The following is a 16,568-nucleotide window of genomic DNA, read 5'->3' on the forward strand; positions in this document are numbered from 1 at the left end:
GAGGCTGGCGACGATGAGGATTGCGATTCTCGGCGCGGGCGCGATGGGCTCGCTGTTCGGCGGCTTGCTGGCCGAGCGCGGCGCGGCCGTCACGTTGATCGACGTGAACGACGCGCATCTCGACGCGATTCGTCGCGACGGGTTGCGCATCGACGACGATCGCGGCGAACGCCGCATCCGCACGCTGGCTGCCGTGCGACCCGAAGCCACGCATGCGGCGGCGCTTGCCGCGCCCGACACACCATTTGATCTGCTGATCGTCTTCACCAAATCGCTGCATACGCACGCGGCGCTCGACGGCGTGCGCGCGTTGCTGAGCCCGCATACGTCCGTGCTGACGCTGCAGAACGGGCTCGGCAACGTCGAGACGCTGAACGCGTTCGTGCCGCTCGAACGCATTCTGGTCGGTGTCACGACGTGGCCGGCCGACGTCGCCGGCCCCGGGCATGTGCGCTCGCACGGTGCCGGCACGATCCGCATGATGACGGCCGACGGTGCGGCGCGCCCGTTCGCGGCGACGGTGGCCGCCGCATTGTCGGATGCCGGGCTCGCGTGTTCGCTCGATGCCGACGTGTGGGCCGCGATCTGGGAGAAGGTCGCGTTCAACGCGGCGCTCAACACGTTGTGCGCGACGACGCGCTGCACGGTCGACCAGCTCGGCTGTCATGACGACGGGCCGAGGCTCGCGCTGGCGATCGCGGCCGAGACGGCCGCCGTCGCGCGTGCGAAAGGCATCGGCGTCGACGGCGAGCGCATCGCGCGCAACGTCGGGCATGCGATCCGCGAACATCGCGGCCACCGGCCGTCGATGCTGCAGGACGTGCTCGCGGGCCGCCGCACGGAGATCGACGCGATCAGCGGCAGGGTCGTCGCGGCGGCGCGCGAGACGGGCGTCGCGGTCCCGCATACCGACACGCTGCTCGCGCTGGTCAGGCTGATCGACGCGCGGATCGACTGAGCATCGGGCCGATCGCAGGCTTGCAGCGCGCGGCAGCACGCATGCACCGCGCGCGGGCAGACGATGCGTGGCCGATACGGACTGGACAGGAACGCTGAACGAGCCGGCGCGTCGACGCCGACCGCGCAGCACGAGATTCGGGCACGCGCCTGCGCGCCAGCCCGGGCAACTGGAGACGCCATGAAAGCCATCGAATGCCGTTGTCTTGCTGCGCGCCGTGCGCGCACATCGCCGCCGCCGCGTGGCGCACGGGAGGCCGCATGAGCACGCGCGACGGATTGCCGGCGCCGTCGGTCGACATCGGCGCGACACTCGACGACGGGCCGTTCACGACGATGCAGCGCTGCGTGGTGCTGCTCGCCGCGCTGGCGATCGTGCTCGACGGTTTCGACGGCCAGTTGATCGGTTTCGCGATTCCGGTGCTGATCCGCGAATGGGGGATCACGCGCGGCGCATTCGCGCCCGCGGTGGCGGCCGGGCTGATCGGGATGGGTATCGGCAGCGCGTGCGCGGGGCTCGTCGCGGACCGCTTCGGCCGTCGCCAGGCCGTGATCGGCAGCGTGTTCCTGTTCGGCGTCGCGACCTGCGCGATCGGCTTCGCGCCGAACGTCGCAGCGATCGCGATGCTGCGTTTCTGCGCGGGGCTCGGGATCGGCGGCGCGCTGCCGACGGCCACGACGATGACGGCCGAATACACGCCTGCGCGGCGCCGCACGATGATGGTCACGGCGACGATCGTGTGCGTGCCGCTCGGCGGCATGCTGGCCGGGTTGTTCGCGCACGAGGTGCTGCCGCGCTACGGCTGGCGCGGGCTGTTCTTCGCGGGCGGCGCGCTGCCGCTCGTGCTCGGCTTCATCCTCGTGCGCGCGTTGCCCGAATCGCCGCGCTATCTGGCGCGCCGCCCCGCGCGCTGGCCGGAACTCGGTGCGCTGCTCGCACGCATGCAGCGGCCGGTCGCGCCCGGCACCGTGTTCACCGATTTGCGCGATGCGCGTGCGCCCGGTGCGCGAGGCGGCTTCGGCGCGCTGTTCGGCGGCGGCCAGGCGCGCGACACGATCGCGCTGTGGTGTGCGTTCTTCATGTGTCTGCTCGCGGTGTACGCGGCATTCAGCTGGCTGCCGACGATGCTGGCCGCGAGCGGGCTCAGCGTATCGGTCGCGGGCGCGGGGCTCACCGCGTACAACCTCGGCGGCGTGATCGGCGCGCTGCTGTGCGCGTGGGCGATCGCGCATGCCGGTTCGCGCTGGCCGCTCGCGCTGTGCAGCATCGGCGGCGCCGCGAGCGCGGCCTGGCTGATGGGCGTCGACGCGGGGCGTCACACGGGCTGGCTGATCGTCGGGCTCGGCCTGCACGGCCTGTTCGTCAACGCGGTGCAGTCGACGATGTATGCGCTGTGCGCGTACATCTATCCGACGGCGGTGCGCGCGACCGGCACCGCGAGCGCGCTCGCGTTCGGCCGGCTCGGCGCGATCCTCAGCGCGTTCGCCGGCGCGATCGTGATCACCACGGGCGGCGCGAATGCGTACCTGGCGATGCTGGCCGCCGCGATGGGCGTGGTCTGCGTCGCGCTGCTCGCGATGCGGCGGCACATTCCGCGCTTGACGCGCGAACGGGCGTTGCCGCGCGAAGGAGAGGAGCTGGCCCGCACGTCGTCGTGACGCGCGGGCGCATGGCGTGCGTTACAGCGTGGTCCGAACGTGCCACAGCTCGGGGAACAGCACGACGTCGAGCATCTTGCGCAGATACGGCGCGCCGCTCGTGCCGCCCGTGCCTTGCTTGAAGCCGATGATGCGCTCGACGGTCGTCACGTGACGGAAGCGCCACTGGCGGAACGCATCCTCGAGATCGACGAGTTCCTCGGCCATCTCGTACAGCTCCCAGTGCTGCTGCGGATGACGATAGACCTCGAGCCACGCGGCCTCGACCGTTTCGTCGTGACGCATCGGCTGCGTCCAGTCGCGCTCGAGCCGCTCGGGCGCGATCGCGAAGCCGCGGCGCGCGAGCAGGCGCACGACTTCGTCGTAGAACGACGGCGCCTCGAGCGTCGCACGCACCTGTTCGAGGATGTCGGGCCGGTGTGCATGCGGCTGCAACATCTGCGCGTTCTTGTTGCCGAGCAGGAATTCGAGCTGCCGATACTGGTACGACTGGAAGCCCGACGACTGGCCGAGATACGGCCGCATCGCCGAATATTCCGACGGCGTCATTGTCGACAGCACGCTCCACGCCTGCACGAGCTGCTCGAGAATGCGCGACACGCGCGCGAGCATCTTGAACGCGGGCGGCAGCGCATCGTCGCGCACGGCATTAAGCGCGCCGCGCAGCTCGAACAGCGCGAGCTTCATCCACAGCTCGCTCGTCTGATGCTGGATGATGAACAGCATCTCGTTGTGATCGGGCGACAGCGGATGCTGCGCATCGAGGATCGAATTCAGCGACAGGTAGTCGCCGTAGCTCATCGACTTCGAAAAATCGAGCTGCGCGTCGTGCCAGCCGGCTGGCGCGCCGGCATCGCCCGGCACGTGCGGCGCTTCGTGGGTGGCGCGTGCGCCCGAGAACGGGCAGCCCGCCGGCGCATCGTCGCCGGGTGGCTGCATATGACCAGAATTCACGACTTTCTCCAGAATTGAATGACGGGGGCGCGGCGCGCGGCCTGCGCGCGCCGGGCGACGCCGATCAGGTCACCGCGCCGCGCTCGGCGAACTCGGGTGCCTTCCACGCGTCGGTGGCGAGGATGTCGCGCAGCGTCTCGACCGCATCCCACACGTCGGCGAAGCGCGTATAGAGCGGCGTGAAGCCGAAGCGCAGCACGTACGGCTCGCGATAGTCGCCGATCACGCCGCGCGCGATCAGCGCCTGCATCACCTCGTAGCCGTGCGGATGCTCGAAGCTCGCCTGCGAGCCGCGCTGGTGATGCGCGCGCGGCGTGACGAGCTTGAGCGACAGGCCGGCGCAGCGCGCTTCGACGAGCGCGATGAACGCGTCGGTCAGCGCGAGCGACTTGCGGCGGATGGTGTGCATGTCGGTCTGCAGGAACACGTCGAGCCCGCATTCGACCATCGACATCGACACGATCGGCTGCGTGCCGCACAGGAAGCGCGCGATGCCCGGATCGGGCGCGAAGCCCGGCTGCATCGCGAACGGCGCGCGGTGGCCCCACCAGCCCGACAGCGGCTGCGAGAAATGCGCGAGATGGCGCTGCGGCACCCACACGAACGCGGGCGAGCCGGGGCCGCCGTTCAGGTACTTGTACGTGCAGCCGACCGCGCCGTCCGCGCGTGCGCCGTTCAGGTCGACCGGCACCGCGCCGGCCGAGTGCGCGAGATCCCACAGCATCAGCGCGCCCGCGTCGTGCACGAGCTGCGTGACGGCCGGCATGTCGTGCATGTAGCCGGTGCGGTAGTTCACGTGCGTGATCATCGCGACGGCCGTATCCGCGCCGAGCGCGTCGGGCAGATCCGACGGATCGTCGATCAGGCGCAGCTCGTAGCCGCCGCCGAGCTGCTCGATCAGCCCTTGCGCGATGTACAGGTCGGTCGGGAAGTTCGAGCGCTCCGACACGATCACGCGGCGCTCCGGCGCGCGCTCGGCCTGGTGGCGCAGCATCGCCGACAGCAGCTTGAACAGGTTGATCGAAATGGTGTCGGTCACGACGGTTTCGCCGGGCGCGCCGCCGATCAGCGTCGCGAGCTTGTCGCCGAGGCGGCGCGGCAGCGCGAACCAGCCGGCGGTGTTCCAGCTGCGGATCAGGCCTTCGCCCCATTCGGCGCTGATCACCTGCTGCGCGCGGGCGGCCGACGCGCGCGGCTGCGCGCCGAGCGAGTTGCCGTCGAGGTAGATCACGCCGTCGGGCAGCGCGAACTGGTCGCGCAGTGTGGCGAGCGAGTCGTCGCGGTCGAGTGCGAGCGCGTCTTCACGGGTCTTGATCATGATGTCGGGTAAAGGGTTCGGGTAATCAGGCGGCGCGGCCGGGCAGCGCACGCAGCACGGCGCGCACGGGGCTTGCGTCGAGCGTCGTGAACTTCAGCGGCAGCGCGATCAGTTCGTAGTCGCCTTGCGGCACGTCGTCGAGCACGATCCCTTCGAGGATCGCCATCCGGTGCGCTCGCACGCGGTGATGCGCATCCATGGTCTTCGATTCCTGCGGGTCGAGCGACGGCGTGTCGATGCCGATCAGCGTCACGCCGTGCGCGGCGAGCAGGTCGACGGTCGCGGGCGCGACCGCGCAGAAGCTGCTGTCCCAGTGCTCGACGCTCGCGTGGGCATAGGTGCGCAGCAGCACGCGCGGCGGTACGCCGTCGAGCGCGGCCTCGATGTCGGCCGGCTGCACGACCGGCGTGGCGCCGATGCAGTGGATCACGCGGCAGGGCCCGAGGTAGGTGTCGAGCGGCACGGCGCCGATCGGCGCGCCGTTCGCGTCGTAGTGCAGCGGCGCGTCGCAGTGCGCGCCGGTATGCGGCGACAGCGTCAGGCGGGCGACGTTGACCGGCGAGCCGGCCTCCATCCGCCACACGCGTTCAACGGAGACCGGCGTGTCGCCCGGCCATACGGGAGTGGCGGGGCTGATCGGCGGCGAGATGTCCCAGAGTGTGTCCATGGCATGACGAATCGGTGAGTCGATCCTTCGAATGATAGGTGGACGCTCGTAGAAAGTGCTTGCGAAATAAACATGGACAATCCGCCGGATTGGCAGATAATTCGAATCAGAGGGAAAACGGGGATCAAAAATGCACGCGATCACGCTCGATGCCACCGACTGCCGGATCCTGGCAGTCCTGCAGGAAGAGGGCAGAATCAGCAATCTCGATCTGGCGGAGCGGATCTCGCTGTCGCCGTCCGCCTGTTTGCGCCGGATGCGCCTGCTCGAGGAGCAGGGCGTGATCGAGCACTACCGCGCATGCCTGAGCCGCGAGAAGCTCGGCTTCGAGCTCGAGGCATTCGTGCAGGTGTCGATGCGCAATGAGGAAAACCAGTGGCACGAGCGCTTCGCGGAAGCGCTGCGCGAATGGCCGGAGGTGGTCGGCGCGTTCGTCGTGACCGGCGAGAGCCACTATCTGTTGCGCGTGCTCGCGCACAACCTCAAGCACTATTCGGATTTCGTGCTGAACCGGCTCTACAAGGCGCCGGGGGTGATGGACATCCGTTCGAACATCGTGCTGCAGACGCTGAAGGACGAGGCGGGCGCGCCGGTCGGGCTGGCGCGCACCGGGGCGATCAAAGCGGTGTGAGGCCGTGGAACCCGCCGCCGTGGAACACGAGCGGCGGCGCGTCGTCGGTTGCGGCCCGCACGCCGCAGCGCTCCACTTCACCGACGAAGATCACGTGGTCGCCTTCGTCGTAGCGGCTGCGGTTGTGGCATTCGAACCACGCGAGCGCACCGTCCAGCACCGGCATGCCCGAGTTGCCTGCCGCGTGCGCAATCCCTTCGAAACGATCGCCCTTGTAGGTCGAGAAACGCTTGCACAGGTCCAGTTGCGACGCCGCGAGCACGTTCACCACGTAATGGCTGTTGCTGCGGAACACCGGCGTCGACGCAGATTTGTGCGCGAGGCTCCACAGCACGAGCGGCGGATCGAGCGACACCGAGTTGAATGAGCTCGCGGTGATGCCGATCAGCTGTCCGGACGGCGCGCACGTCGTGATGACCGTGACGCCGGTCGCGAACTGGCCGAGCGCCTGGCGAAATGCGGCCGAGTCGAAATCCGGCGGAGTGGGCTGGTTCATCGGGCGGCCATCCGGGACGAAACGGGCGGGCGCGGCGCACGGCGGATCCGGGGGGCGCGGCGGACGAAAGGCGGCAAGGCCGGGGTGGTCGATTGGAAAGTGGTGCGCATGCCCGGATTTTAGCGGAATCAGGGCCGCCGGGCCCGTACGGGCGGCGCATTGCGGCGCGAGCGTGAGGTAGCGAACACTGCCGCGCGGCGCCGAAATTGCGCGCAAATGCCTGTTCCGTCGCGTTTTGTTGCGCGTGGTTGGCAGCGGCGTCGCGTGGCGAACGTGCTGCCTTGCTATCGCGCCGCCGCCAGTCCGAGCGACAGCGCGCCCGTCACGATCAGGCTCGATGCCCACACGGCATCGAGGTTGAACCAGCTCCGCGCGACGAATTTCAGCCCGAGATAGCGATAGACGAGCCACGCCAGCACGCCGCCCGTCGCGATCATCGCGGCCGCATGCACGGCCGCGACGACGAGCGCCATGCCGAGATGCGCATCGACGAGCGTCGCGGCCGCGCGATGGCCGGCGTCCCCGGCGCCCCCTTCGAGCCCGCAGAGGCCGAGGTAGATCGGCACCAGCATCAGCCCGGCGCCGTGCGCGATCGCGACCGCGAACGACCACAGCCCGAGGCGCGCCGGCGCGATCCGCGCGAGCGCCCGCGGATGGCGGCGGCGGATCAGCAGCAGCGCGCCGAAGCCGATCACGAGCGCGCTCGCGCCGATCCGGATCGCCGACTGCCACGCGAGCAGCGCGGCGAGCAGCCCGAACGGCAGCATCACCATGAACACCGCGAGCGCGTGGCCGAGCGCGAGATAGCCGAGCGCCGCGACGAGCGCGCCGCCGCGGCGCGTCATCAGCGCGTTCGACACGGCCAGCGGCCAGCCCATCGCCGGATTGAGCCCGTGATAGACGCCGCTCGCGAGCACGGCCGCCCAGAGCGCGAGCGGCGCGGAGAGCCCCGTGTTCAACGCTTGACCGACGGATAGCAGAACGAGTCGGTCGAGCAGTCGCCGCCTTCCAGCCGGATCTGGTGCGCGCGATAGCCTTCGGGGAAGTCGACCCAATAGTCGTCGGCGAGCGTGAGCCCGCCGTCCGGCCCCGCATGCGCGAGCACCTGCGCGGCCGGCACGCCGTCCGGGTAGAACTGGTCGTCCCACGTCGAGTACAGCGAGTTGGTCCAGTACACGCGCCGGCCGTCGCGGCTGATTTCCACCATCTGCGGGCCGCCCGCGAACGCGCGGCCGTTCGTGTGCGGCGCCCGGCGCACGATCCCGCCGATCCGTACCGACCCCGCGAGCACCGGCTGATGCGGATCCGACACGTCGTACTGGCGCATCTCGCCGGTGCCCCAGCACGACACGTACAGGAAGCGGTCGTCGAGCGACAGGTCGATGTCGGTCACGAGCGGCGGCACCGCGCCGAATCCCTTGAGCAGCGGCGGCAGCTCGTCGGCCGCGGCCGGTTCGGCCGGGATCGTCGCGGTCTTGCGCACATGGAACTTGCCGCCTTCGCGCCACCAGGTCCAGATCGACCCTTCGAGATTGGTCGTGTCGACCACCACGCCGACGAACCCGTATTCGCGCACCGGATCGTGGGCGGGCCGCACTTCCAGCGCCATCTGGTGGTGCGCGCCGAGATCGATCGTCTGCACGTTGCGCCGCGCGCGCAGGTCCCAGAAATGCAGCCGGTGGCCGTACCGGTTCGCGAGCAGGTCTTCCGGCACGATGCCGTGCTCGAATTGCGGCGGCAGCGCCCATTCGCTCGACACCATGTAGTCGCGCGGCAGGTTCCACCAGAAGTCGTAATGCTTGTCCTGCGGGCCGCGATCGATTTCCCAGCGGCCGAGCACGTCGAAGGTCTCGCAGTCCATGATGAAGATGCCGGGCGCGCCGTCGGTGCCGTCCTTGCCGGCTCCGCCTAGCGTGCTCACGTAGATGCCCTCGGGGCCGCAGTGGACCGTGTGCGGTCGCGAATAGCCGGTCTTCGCGAAGATCTCGTCGGGCTCGATGATCTTGTGGATGCGCGCCTGCGTCGGATGCGGCTTGGTGTCGATCACGTAGATGCGTGACGAGCGCAGGCCGGGGATGATCAGGAAGCGCCGCTCGAGAAACGCGTGGCCGGTGAGCGGCGACAGCGACGACGAACACGCATTCCAGCCGAAGTGGTGAAACTCGTCGCCGGTGTTCGGCATCGTCACCGTGTGGACGATTTTTCCGTAGGTCGCGGAGCCGGGCTTCACGTCGATCACGGCGAGCGCGTCGGGTCTGGAAAAATCGGGGCTCAGCAACAACGTATAGGCGAACGCTTCCGCCGGCGCCTGCATCGCAAGTTCCGGCGAAGCGTGAAAGGTCGGGTCGGGCCGCATGCTCATCGGGGTGCCTCTCTCGGTTGTATCGGATCGGTGGCGCACGGCCGTTCGCTGTGGCGTGCGGGGCGAAGGCGTTGCGCGGCGCACGCGTCGGCGGGACGCGCGCAGCCGTGCATCAGGTCGGGAAAGCGGGCAGGCGCGAGGGCCCGGATCGCTGCGCAGGGCAGCGCGAGGGTGCGGGTGAAGCGGCGGCGCGTCGTGCGCCGGCGGTGCGGGCGATATCTGCCAAGGCGTGCATAGCGATGTTCCGGCGGATGATGGATACATCAGGAGCGGGCATGCATCGGACGCTGCGTGCAGCCGGACGGTGTGCCGTCGCGGCGACGCGTGACCCGGTGTAGAAGTGTAGACGAGAAACGCGCGACGGGTCGTGTGCGGCGGGCATGCGGTTCTGCCGGATTCGCACGCGAGTGAGATACTTGAACGCGTGCCGCTTTGCCCGCGCAAACGGGCGGCGGCGAGACGAACAGGCGGCGGCATGTACACGCGTGCGTGTCGCCGCTGTCATCAACGAGGGACTGATTTCATGGGGAACGACATGCTTGAAACCGCGACTGTGGGCGGCGGGTGCTTCTGGTGCACGGAGGCCGTGTTTCTCGACGTCGACGGTGTGACGGCCGTCCAGTCGGGCTATGCGGGCGGCCATACGCGCAACCCCGGCTATCGCGACGTGTGCGAGGGCGACACCGGACACGCGGAGGTCGTGAACGTGACGTTCGATCCGGCCCGCATCGGCTATCGCGAGATCCTTGAGATCTTCTTCGCGACGCACGATCCGACCCAGCTGAACCGGCAGGGTAACGACGTCGGCACGCAGTACCGTTCGGTCGTGTTCTCGCATTCGGATGCGCAGCGCGACACTGCGCTCGACGTGATCCGCGAACTGGAGCGCGAACAGGTGTTCGGGCAGCCGATCGTCACGCAGGTCGTGCCGCTCGACGACAACAACTACTGGCCGGCCGAGGACTATCACCAGAACTATTACGCGCGCAATCCGGGGCAGGGCTACTGCTCGGTCGTGATCGGGCCGAAGCTCGCGAAATTCCGCCAGAAGTTCTCTCACCGGCTGAAGTCGGTGCGCGGCGCATGAGCGGTGGCCAGGCAGCCACCAAGCAGCCACTAAGCGGCGCCTGATGCCTGCGCCGCCTCGTCGCGCCAGTGCGCGCACGCGGCGGCGATCTCGCGCGCGAGCGCGATGCACGACAGCGGCGCGGAGCCTTCCGCCTTGTTGTTGATCGTGATGATCACCGGCTGCCCGGCCAGCGCGTAGCGCGCGGCCAGTTCGGCGAGCGCCGAGCGCGTGGCCGGATCCTCGTCGACGAGCTTGTCGAACGGCTCGTACTTCGCTTTCGCCTGCTCGTACTTGAACCCGCCGTGCAGGCTCCAGCGCACGATCAGCGGCCCCGGCGTATCGCCGTCGAGCAGTGCGAGCGCCGCCGCCTGGCGCAGCGGGTCGGGCATCCGTGCATGCAGGCCGACGCAGTAGCGCACGCCGAGCGCCGCGAGCGCGCGGATGAAGCGCGGCGTCAGCAGGCTCGCGTCGCGAATCTCGATCGCGTAGCGCGTGCCGTCCGCTTCCGGGGCCAGCGGCGGCAGCGCCGCAAAGAACGCCGACAGCCGGTCGATCAGCGCGGCCGGGTCGGCGAGCAGCTGATCGGGCATCGGCGAGAACTGGAACACGAGCACGCCGGCCTTCTTGCCGAGCCCGTCGATGCACGGCTGCACGAATTCCGCGGTTGCAAGCTGCGCGTCGAGAAAGGTCGGGTTCGGTCCCGACGGCTCGCCGCGCCGGCCGCGCACCACCGCGTCGGTCACGGAGGCCGGCGCCTTCACGACGAAGCGGAAATCGTCCGGCACCTGCTGCGCGTAGCGCAGGTAGTCGGCCACCGACAGCGGGCCGTAGAACGACCGGTCCAGGCTCACGCTTTTCAGCAACGGATGCGCGCCGTATGCGGCGAGCCCTTCGCGCGACAGCTTCGTCTGTGCGAAGTCGCCGTCGTAGACGATGCCGTCCCAGCCGGGGAAGTACCACGACGATGTACCGAGCCGCACGTTCGGCGGCAGCGCGGCCGCCGCATCGGCGACTTCCGCGGAGACCGGTGCGGGCGCCACACCGCGCTGGCGTCGGCCTTTCTTCGGCGGCGCGGCCGGCGGGGACGGGTCGTCCCACAGCATGCCGGAGGCGGGCGCGGGTTCTTCGTCCGGGGCGGACGGGCGGGGCGATGCGCGGCGGGCGCGGGCAGGCGATTGCCCGTCGTCGCCTTCGTGGGGCGTCACGTGCTCGCTGCGGCTTGCAGCGTCGTCGTCGGACGCAGCCGCGCGCGCGTCGTCGGACGGCGCGCCGAACAGGTCGAACTGCCCTTCGGCGTGCGCCCCGTCCGTGTCGTCGCGCTGCTGTCGTTGCGGCGGCGTGTTGCGCCGCGTCCTGCCGTCACCCATGCATGCCCAGCGTCAAGTGCCGCCTAGCGCGGCAGCGGGTTTTCGTACATGTAGCGCCGCGACCACGGCAGCGTTTTCGCGCTCTGGCCGGCCTTGCGGCACACGATCTGGAAGATCGACACGTCGTCGTGCTCGAACGCATACGCGCAGCCGGCCAGATACACGCGCCAGATGCGGAATTTTTCGTCGTCGACGAGCGAGCGTGCCTGGTCCGCCTTCGCCTCGAAGTTCTCGGTCCAGATCTCGAGCGTGCGCGCATAGTGTCGCCGCAGGCTTTCGATGTCAATCGCCTCGAGGCCGCCGCGCTGCGCCGATTCGAGCGCGAGGCTGATGTGCGGCAACTCGCCGTCCGGGAACACGTAGCGGTCGATGAACTCGCCGCCGCCGAGCGCCGTTTCGCCGCTTTCCGCGTCGGTCGACGTGATCCCGTGGTTCATCGCGATGCCGTCGTCGGCCAGCAGGTCGTGCACGCGCGAGAAATAGAGCGGCAGGTTCTTGCGGCCGACGTGCTCGAACATCCCGACGCTCGTGATCCGGTCGAACTGGCCCTCGATCTCGCGGTAGTCCTGCAGCCGGATCTCGATCTTGTCCTCGAGGCCGGCGGCCTTCACGCGCGCGGTCGCGAGATCGAACTGGTTCTGCGACAGCGTCACGCCCAGACACGTCGCGCCGAACTTCTGCGCCGCGCGCAGCACGAGCGCGCCCCAGCCGCAGCCGATGTCGAGCAGGCGCTGGCCCGGCTGGAGCCGGATCTTGGTCAGGATGTGGTCGATCTTCTTGATCTGCGCGGTCGCGAGATCTTCGTCGCCGTTCTCGAAGTACGCACACGAGTACACCATGTTCTCGTCGAGCCACAGCTGATAGAACTCGTTCGACACGTCGTAGTGATACTGGATCGCCTTCCGGTCGGTGTTCTTCGTATGATTGAAGTAGCGCCGCACGCGCGCGAGCTTGTTCGCGTTGGTGACCGTGTTGCGCGCCAGCGAATAGCTGATGTTGATGATGTCCGACAGCCTGCCTTCGATGTCGATCTTGCCCTTCACGTAGGCCTCGCCGAGATTGTCGAGGCTTGGTTCGAGCAAGAGCGGCAACGCCGACGCGCTGTTGACCTTCAGCGTGACCTGCGGCGCGCTGAAGGTGCCGAAATCGAGTTGTTCGCCATTCCATAGCACCAGGCGCGCGGGGATGTTCGCCTTTGCCCGTACTTCGTCCGCCCACTGTGCCAGCTTCTTTTCCCAGAACATTTGGATTCTCCGTTTGTTCGTTGAATCGAATACAGCCAAGTATCTTGACGGCGCTCGCCCTTCGCGAGGCGGGCGCCCGGATGCAACACGAGATACGACCGGTTCGCGCCGGCGCTGCCGGAGCCTTTACGGCGACAGGCGCGAGATCGTCCAGCCCGGCGCCGCCGGGGCGTCGCGCGTATAGAGCAGCCGGTCGTGCAACCGCGACGGGCGGCCCTGCCAGAACTCGATCGCGTCGGGCACGAGGCGATAGCCGCCCCAGTGCGGCGGACGCGGCGGATTCTCGCCGTAGCGTTCGGCCACGTCCCGCTCGCGCGCTTCGAGCGTCGCGCGGCTGTCGATCACGGCGCTCTGCTCGGAGGCCCACGCACCGATGCGCGAGCCGAGCGGGCGCGACGCGAAATAGCGGTCGCTTTCGTCGGCGCTGGTTTTCTCGATGCGGCCTTCGATGCGCACCTGGCGCTCGAGCTCGATCCAGTAGAACAGCAGCGCCGCCTGCGGATGCGTGGCGAGTTCGCGGCCTTTGCGGCTTTCGTAATTGGTAAAGAAGACGAACCCGCGTTCGTCGACACCCTTGATGAGCACGATTCGGGCCGACGGCCGGCCGTCGTCGCCGACGGTGGCGAGCGTCATCGTATTGGGCTCGGGAAGTTTGGCGGCGAGCGCCTCCTTGAACCAGCGATCGAACTGGGCGAAGGGGTCGGGGGCGGCATCGGCTTCGTCGAGCGAAGCACGTGAATAGTTGATGCGAAGATCGGCGAGAGTCGTCATGTTATGCAAACGCTTCAATCTGGGGCCAGTATAGCGAACGCTGAAGAATCGTGCGTGCACAGTGGCGCGTACGGGCGGGGATATCAGGCAAAATAGAGGGCTGCTCGACTTACGTTTTCCTTGCTGCCATGTCCGCTGCCGACGCTGCCCCGCCCAGTTCCTCTGATCTTACCCCGAGCCCGACAATCCAGCTTGACGTGGATCGCGACCGCCGTTTCGGCGGCATCGCGCGGCTGTACGGCGCGCCCGCGCTCGCCGCGTTCGAGCGTGCACACGTCGCCGTGATCGGGATCGGCGGCGTCGGGTCATGGACAGCCGAAGCACTCGCCCGCAGCGCGGTCGGCACGCTGACGCTGGTCGATCTCGACAACGTCGCGGAAAGCAATACCAACCGTCAGATTCACGCGCTCGACGGCAATTACGGCAAGCCGAAGGTCGACGCGATGGCCGAGCGGATCGCGCTGATCGATCCCGCGTGCCGCGTGAACCGGATCGAGGATTTCGCGGAGCCCGACAACTTCGACGCGCTGCTCGGCGGCGGTTTCGACTACGTGATCGACGCGATCGACAGCGTGCGCACGAAGGTCGCGCTGATCGCATGGTGCGTCGCGAAAGGGCAGCCGCTCGTTACGGTCGGCGGCGCGGGCGGCCAGCTCGACCCGACGCGCATCCGCATCGACGATCTCGCGCTGACGATCCAGGATCCGCTGCTGTCGAAGGTGCGCGCGCAGTTGCGCAAGCAGCACGGCTTTCCGCGCGGGCCGAAGGCGCGCTTCAGGGTGAGCGCCGTGTATTCCGACGAGCCGCTGATCTATCCGGAAGCCGCCGCGTGCGACATCGAGGACGGCGCGGAGCCGTCCGCGGCCGCGCATGTCGCGGGGCTCAACTGTGCGGGGTTCGGTTCGAGCGTGTGCGTGACTGCGAGCTTCGGCTTCGCGGCCGCCGCGCATGCGTTGCGTGCGATCGCGGCGCGGGCCGCCGGCTGAGCCGTTGAACGGCTGAACGTCGAATCGTTCGACGTGAAGGAATGCTGCGGCGCGTCACGCGCGCCGCGTGCGATGCGGCAGGTCAGCCGGGCCGTTGCAGCCCGGCCGGTCGCGCGTCAGTTGAGCGCCATGCTCAGCTTGCGTCGCCATGCAGCGACGAGCTCGGGGTGATCGCCCGCCAGTTCGAACACCGAAATCATCGTGCGGCGGCCGAGATCGTCGCCGTACGCGCGGTCGCGCATCACGATTTCCAGCAATTGCTCGAGTGCGCCTTCGTACGCCCGCCGTGCGATCAGGCTCTGCGCGAGGTCGAAGCGCGCTTCGAGATCGGCGGGGTTTGCGGCGATGCGTGCTTCGAGCGCGTCGGTCGGCGGCAGGTCGGCCGTCGCGTCGAGTGCGTCGAAACGGGTCTTGATCGCCTGGTAGCGCGGATCGCCGCCCTGCACGGTCTGCGGCGCGAGACGTTCGGTCTCCGCACGCGCGAGGTCCACCTGGTTGTTCGCGAGCAGCAGCTCGATCAGGTCGAGCCGTGCGTCGTCGAAGCCGGGGTTTAGCGCGAGCGCCGCTTCGAGGTGGGTGACCGCATCGTCGTAGCGCGACTCGGCGATCGCGTATTGCGCGGCGCGGCGTTCGGCTTCGTCGGGCGCCGGCAGCAGCCGGTCGAGGAATGCGCGCAACTGGCCTTCCGGCAGCACGCCGACGAACTGGTCGACCGGGCGCCCGTCGGCGAACGCGATCACGTGCGGAATGCTGCGCGTCTGGAAGTGCGCGGCGAGCTCCTGGTTCTCGTCGACGTTCACCTTCACGAGCTTCCAGCGGCCTTCGTAGTCGGCTTCGAGCTTCTCGAGCAGCGGGCCGAGCGTCTTGCAGGGGCCGCACCACGGCGCCCAGAAGTCGACCAGCACGGGCGTGTCCAGCGACGCCTCGATGACGTCTTTCTCGAAAGTGGCAAGCGTGGTGTCCATGTCGTTCTCTGCTGTTCGAATGTCGTCAGGATGGGGGCGGCACGCCCCTTTTTCAACGCGGCTTTGATTCGGGCAGCGGGATCCACTCGGTTTCGCCCGGCACCTTGCCCATTTCCTGGTTTGTCCACGCCTGTTTCGCGCGCTCGATCGCGTCGCGGCTGCTGGCGACGAAATTCCATTCGATGAAGCGTTCGCCGTCGATCCTGTCGCCGCCGAGCAGCATCGCGCGTGCGCCGTTGCTGCTCGCGAGCGTGACCGTCGCGCCCGGCGTGAGCACGGCCATCTGCTCGGCCGGCACCGGCGTGCCGTCGATCGTCAGGTCGCCGCTGACCACGTAAACCGCGCGCTCCTCGTGCGATGCGTCGAGCTCGACGCGGCCGCCGGCCGCGAACTCGGCGGCGACGTACAGCGTGCGCGAGAACGTCGTGACGGGCGAATGCAGGCCGAACGCGTCGCCGGCGATCACCGTCAGCGCCACGCCGTTCGCGTCGCGCTTGGGCAGCGTGCCGGCCGCATGGTGTTCGAACGACGGCTCGGTGGTCTCGTTGGCGACCGGCAGCGCGACCCAGGTCTGGATCCCGTGCACCGTGTGACCGTTGGCGCGCTGTGCGTCGGGCGTCCGTTCCGAGTGGACGATGCCGCGGCCGGCCGTCATCCAGTTCACGTCGCCCGGCACGATTTCCTGCAGCGAGCCGAGGCTGTCGCGGTGCAGGATCGCGCCGTCGAACAGGTAGGTGACGGTGGCGAGCCCGATATGCGGATGCGGGCGCACGTCGAGGCCGGTACCGGCCGGCAGCGTCGCGGGGCCCATGTGATCGAAGAAGATGAACGGGCCGACAAGGCGCGCGGCGAGCGCGGGCAGTGTGCGGCGCACCTGCAGGTTGCCGATGTCGCGGATGTGCGGCTTCAGCAGGGCTTTGATCGGATCGGTCATGGCGGGTCTCGTGAGGACGGCGGGGATGCCGGTCATTGTACTGGCCGCGCGGCAACGACGCGCGCAACGATGCGGTGCAGACGCGGGCCGGCAAGCCCGGCCCGCGCGGAGCGATCGTCGGGTCGCTGCACCGCTGCTCGGGCAGCCGATTCCATGCGCGCGGCGCAGGTATCGGGCGGGCCGCACGG

General features: G+C 68.8%; 16 protein-coding genes. 5 read left to right on the forward strand and 11 right to left on the reverse strand.

The window, feature by feature from the left end; genetic code table 11:
- The first annotated feature begins 13 nt into the window (after nucleotides 1-13).
- Both BX604_RS10780 and BX604_RS10785 read left to right on the forward strand, forming a co-directional pair.
- Nucleotides 14-958 carry a ketopantoate reductase family protein gene (locus tag BX604_RS10780; RefSeq protein WP_098550796.1) on the forward strand — a complete coding sequence of 315 codons (945 nt, stop codon included), beginning with the start codon at nucleotides 14-16 and terminating at the stop codon, nucleotides 956-958.
- A gap of 260 nt (nucleotides 959-1,218) precedes the next feature.
- Nucleotides 1,219-2,616: an MFS transporter gene (locus BX604_RS10785; protein WP_098552820.1), complete on the forward strand. Its 1,398-nt coding sequence runs from the start codon at nucleotides 1,219-1,221 to the stop codon at nucleotides 2,614-2,616.
- A 21-nt stretch (nucleotides 2,617-2,637) separates the two neighbouring features.
- Here the strand turns inward: BX604_RS10785 and kynA are convergent, their stop codons facing one another.
- The 3 genes from kynA to kynB all read right to left on the reverse strand — a co-directional run bounded on the left by kynA (nucleotide 2,638) and on the right by kynB (nucleotide 5,555).
- Complete coding sequence (gene kynA / locus BX604_RS10790; protein WP_098550797.1) at nucleotides 2,638-3,555, reverse strand: tryptophan 2,3-dioxygenase; 918 nt, start codon at nucleotides 3,553-3,555, stop codon at nucleotides 2,638-2,640.
- A gap of 79 nt (nucleotides 3,556-3,634) precedes the next feature.
- Nucleotides 3,635-4,888 (reverse strand): kynureninase, encoded by a 1,254-nt coding sequence (gene kynU, locus BX604_RS10795; RefSeq protein WP_373562416.1) that lies wholly within the window; start codon nucleotides 4,886-4,888, stop codon nucleotides 3,635-3,637.
- A gap of 25 nt (nucleotides 4,889-4,913) precedes the next feature.
- Nucleotides 4,914-5,555: an arylformamidase gene (kynB, locus tag BX604_RS10800; RefSeq protein WP_098550798.1), complete on the reverse strand. Its 642-nt coding sequence runs from the start codon at nucleotides 5,553-5,555 to the stop codon at nucleotides 4,914-4,916.
- Between the two features lie 130 nt (nucleotides 5,556-5,685).
- Between kynB and BX604_RS10805 the strand changes: the two genes are divergently transcribed.
- Nucleotides 5,686-6,186 carry an Lrp/AsnC family transcriptional regulator gene (locus BX604_RS10805; RefSeq protein WP_006477992.1) on the forward strand — a complete coding sequence of 167 codons (501 nt, stop codon included), beginning with the start codon at nucleotides 5,686-5,688 and terminating at the stop codon, nucleotides 6,184-6,186.
- On the opposite strand, the gene BX604_RS10810 is transcribed toward BX604_RS10805, so the two are convergent.
- From BX604_RS10810 to BX604_RS10820, 3 genes are all read right to left on the reverse strand, one after another.
- Nucleotides 6,173-6,682, reverse strand: coding sequence for a flavin reductase family protein (locus BX604_RS10810; protein ID WP_098550799.1), 510 nt, complete (start codon nucleotides 6,680-6,682; stop codon nucleotides 6,173-6,175). The genes BX604_RS10805 and BX604_RS10810 overlap by 14 nt on opposite strands.
- 284 nt (nucleotides 6,683-6,966) lie before the next feature.
- Nucleotides 6,967-7,641 (reverse strand): hypothetical protein, encoded by a 675-nt coding sequence (locus BX604_RS10815; protein ID WP_098550800.1) that lies wholly within the window; start codon nucleotides 7,639-7,641, stop codon nucleotides 6,967-6,969.
- Nucleotides 7,638-9,044, reverse strand: a complete 1,407-nt coding sequence (locus tag BX604_RS10820) for a selenium-binding protein SBP56-related protein (protein WP_098550801.1) — start codon at nucleotides 9,042-9,044, stop codon at nucleotides 7,638-7,640. The genes BX604_RS10815 and BX604_RS10820 overlap by 4 nt, the downstream gene beginning before the upstream one ends.
- Before the next feature lie 523 nt (nucleotides 9,045-9,567).
- Here BX604_RS10820 and msrA point away from each other — a divergent pair.
- The gene (gene msrA / locus BX604_RS10825) at nucleotides 9,568-10,131 is read left to right on the forward strand and encodes a peptide-methionine (S)-S-oxide reductase MsrA (protein ID WP_098550802.1); all 564 of its coding nucleotides are present in this window, start codon (nucleotides 9,568-9,570) and stop codon (nucleotides 10,129-10,131) included.
- A 29-nt stretch (nucleotides 10,132-10,160) separates the two neighbouring features.
- Here msrA and BX604_RS10830 read toward each other — a convergent pair whose 3' ends face one another.
- The 3 genes from BX604_RS10830 to pdxH all read right to left on the reverse strand — a co-directional run bounded on the left by BX604_RS10830 (nucleotide 10,161) and on the right by pdxH (nucleotide 13,495).
- Complete coding sequence (locus BX604_RS10830) at nucleotides 10,161-11,480, reverse strand: DUF72 domain-containing protein (RefSeq protein WP_098550803.1); 1,320 nt, start codon at nucleotides 11,478-11,480, stop codon at nucleotides 10,161-10,163.
- Between the two features lie 23 nt (nucleotides 11,481-11,503).
- Entirely contained in the window at nucleotides 11,504-12,724 is a 1,221-nt protein-coding gene (locus BX604_RS10835; RefSeq protein ID WP_098550804.1) for an SAM-dependent methyltransferase, read from the reverse strand.
- A gap of 126 nt (nucleotides 12,725-12,850) precedes the next feature.
- A complete protein-coding gene (gene pdxH / locus BX604_RS10840) occupies nucleotides 12,851-13,495 on the reverse strand; it encodes a pyridoxamine 5'-phosphate oxidase (protein ID WP_098550805.1) in 645 nt (214 codons plus the stop codon).
- Nucleotides 13,496-13,623: 128 nt separating this feature from the next.
- On the opposite strand from pdxH, the gene tcdA reads away from it, so the two are divergent.
- Complete coding sequence (tcdA, locus tag BX604_RS10845) at nucleotides 13,624-14,481, forward strand: tRNA cyclic N6-threonylcarbamoyladenosine(37) synthase TcdA (protein WP_098550806.1); 858 nt, start codon at nucleotides 13,624-13,626, stop codon at nucleotides 14,479-14,481.
- 116 nt (nucleotides 14,482-14,597) lie between these two features.
- Here the strand turns inward: tcdA and trxA are convergent, their stop codons facing one another.
- A complete protein-coding gene (gene trxA, locus BX604_RS10850; protein ID WP_098550807.1) occupies nucleotides 14,598-15,446 on the reverse strand; it encodes a thioredoxin in 849 nt (282 codons plus the stop codon).
- 52 nt (nucleotides 15,447-15,498) lie between these two features.
- The gene (locus BX604_RS10855; protein WP_098550808.1) at nucleotides 15,499-16,380 is read right to left on the reverse strand and encodes a pirin family protein; all 882 of its coding nucleotides are present in this window, start codon (nucleotides 16,378-16,380) and stop codon (nucleotides 15,499-15,501) included.
- Between the last annotated feature and the right edge of the window lie 188 nt (nucleotides 16,381-16,568).

Source organism: Burkholderia sp. JKS000303 (genome assembly GCF_002563755.1).
In the GTDB taxonomy this organism is placed as follows: domain Bacteria; phylum Pseudomonadota; class Gammaproteobacteria; order Burkholderiales; family Burkholderiaceae; genus Burkholderia; species Burkholderia anthina_B.

What these genes read in the sequence shown, in the direction of transcription:
- BX604_RS10805 (WP_006477992.1), top strand. Translation starts at nt 5,686, where the DNA reads ATGCACGCGATCACGCTCGATGCCACCGACTGCCGGATCCTGGCAGTC.
- BX604_RS10820 (WP_098550801.1), bottom strand. Translation starts at nt 9,044, where the DNA reads ATGAGCATGCGGCCCGACCCGACCTTTCACGCTTCGCCGGAACTTGCG.
- kynB (WP_098550798.1), bottom strand. Translation starts at nt 5,555, where the DNA reads ATGGACACACTCTGGGACATCTCGCCGCCGATCAGCCCCGCCACTCCC.
- BX604_RS10785 (WP_098552820.1), top strand. Translation starts at nt 1,219, where the DNA reads ATGAGCACGCGCGACGGATTGCCGGCGCCGTCGGTCGACATCGGCGCG.
- BX604_RS10835 (WP_098550804.1), bottom strand. Translation starts at nt 12,724, where the DNA reads ATGTTCTGGGAAAAGAAGCTGGCACAGTGGGCGGACGAAGTACGGGCA.
- BX604_RS10830 (WP_098550803.1), bottom strand. Translation starts at nt 11,480, where the DNA reads ATGGGTGACGGCAGGACGCGGCGCAACACGCCGCCGCAACGACAGCAG.
- kynU (WP_373562416.1), bottom strand. Translation starts at nt 4,888, where the DNA reads ATGATCAAGACCCGTGAAGACGCGCTCGCACTCGACCGCGACGACTCG.
- kynA (WP_098550797.1), bottom strand. Translation starts at nt 3,555, where the DNA reads ATGCAGCCACCCGGCGACGATGCGCCGGCGGGCTGCCCGTTCTCGGGC.
- BX604_RS10810 (WP_098550799.1), bottom strand. Translation starts at nt 6,682, where the DNA reads ATGAACCAGCCCACTCCGCCGGATTTCGACTCGGCCGCATTTCGCCAG.
- tcdA (WP_098550806.1), top strand. Translation starts at nt 13,624, where the DNA reads ATGTCCGCTGCCGACGCTGCCCCGCCCAGTTCCTCTGATCTTACCCCG.
- pdxH (WP_098550805.1), bottom strand. Translation starts at nt 13,495, where the DNA reads ATGACGACTCTCGCCGATCTTCGCATCAACTATTCACGTGCTTCGCTC.
- BX604_RS10855 (WP_098550808.1), bottom strand. Translation starts at nt 16,380, where the DNA reads ATGACCGATCCGATCAAAGCCCTGCTGAAGCCGCACATCCGCGACATC.
- trxA (WP_098550807.1), bottom strand. Translation starts at nt 15,446, where the DNA reads ATGGACACCACGCTTGCCACTTTCGAGAAAGACGTCATCGAGGCGTCG.
- BX604_RS10780 (WP_098550796.1), top strand. Translation starts at nt 14, where the DNA reads ATGAGGATTGCGATTCTCGGCGCGGGCGCGATGGGCTCGCTGTTCGGC.
- msrA (WP_098550802.1), top strand. Translation starts at nt 9,568, where the DNA reads ATGGGGAACGACATGCTTGAAACCGCGACTGTGGGCGGCGGGTGCTTC.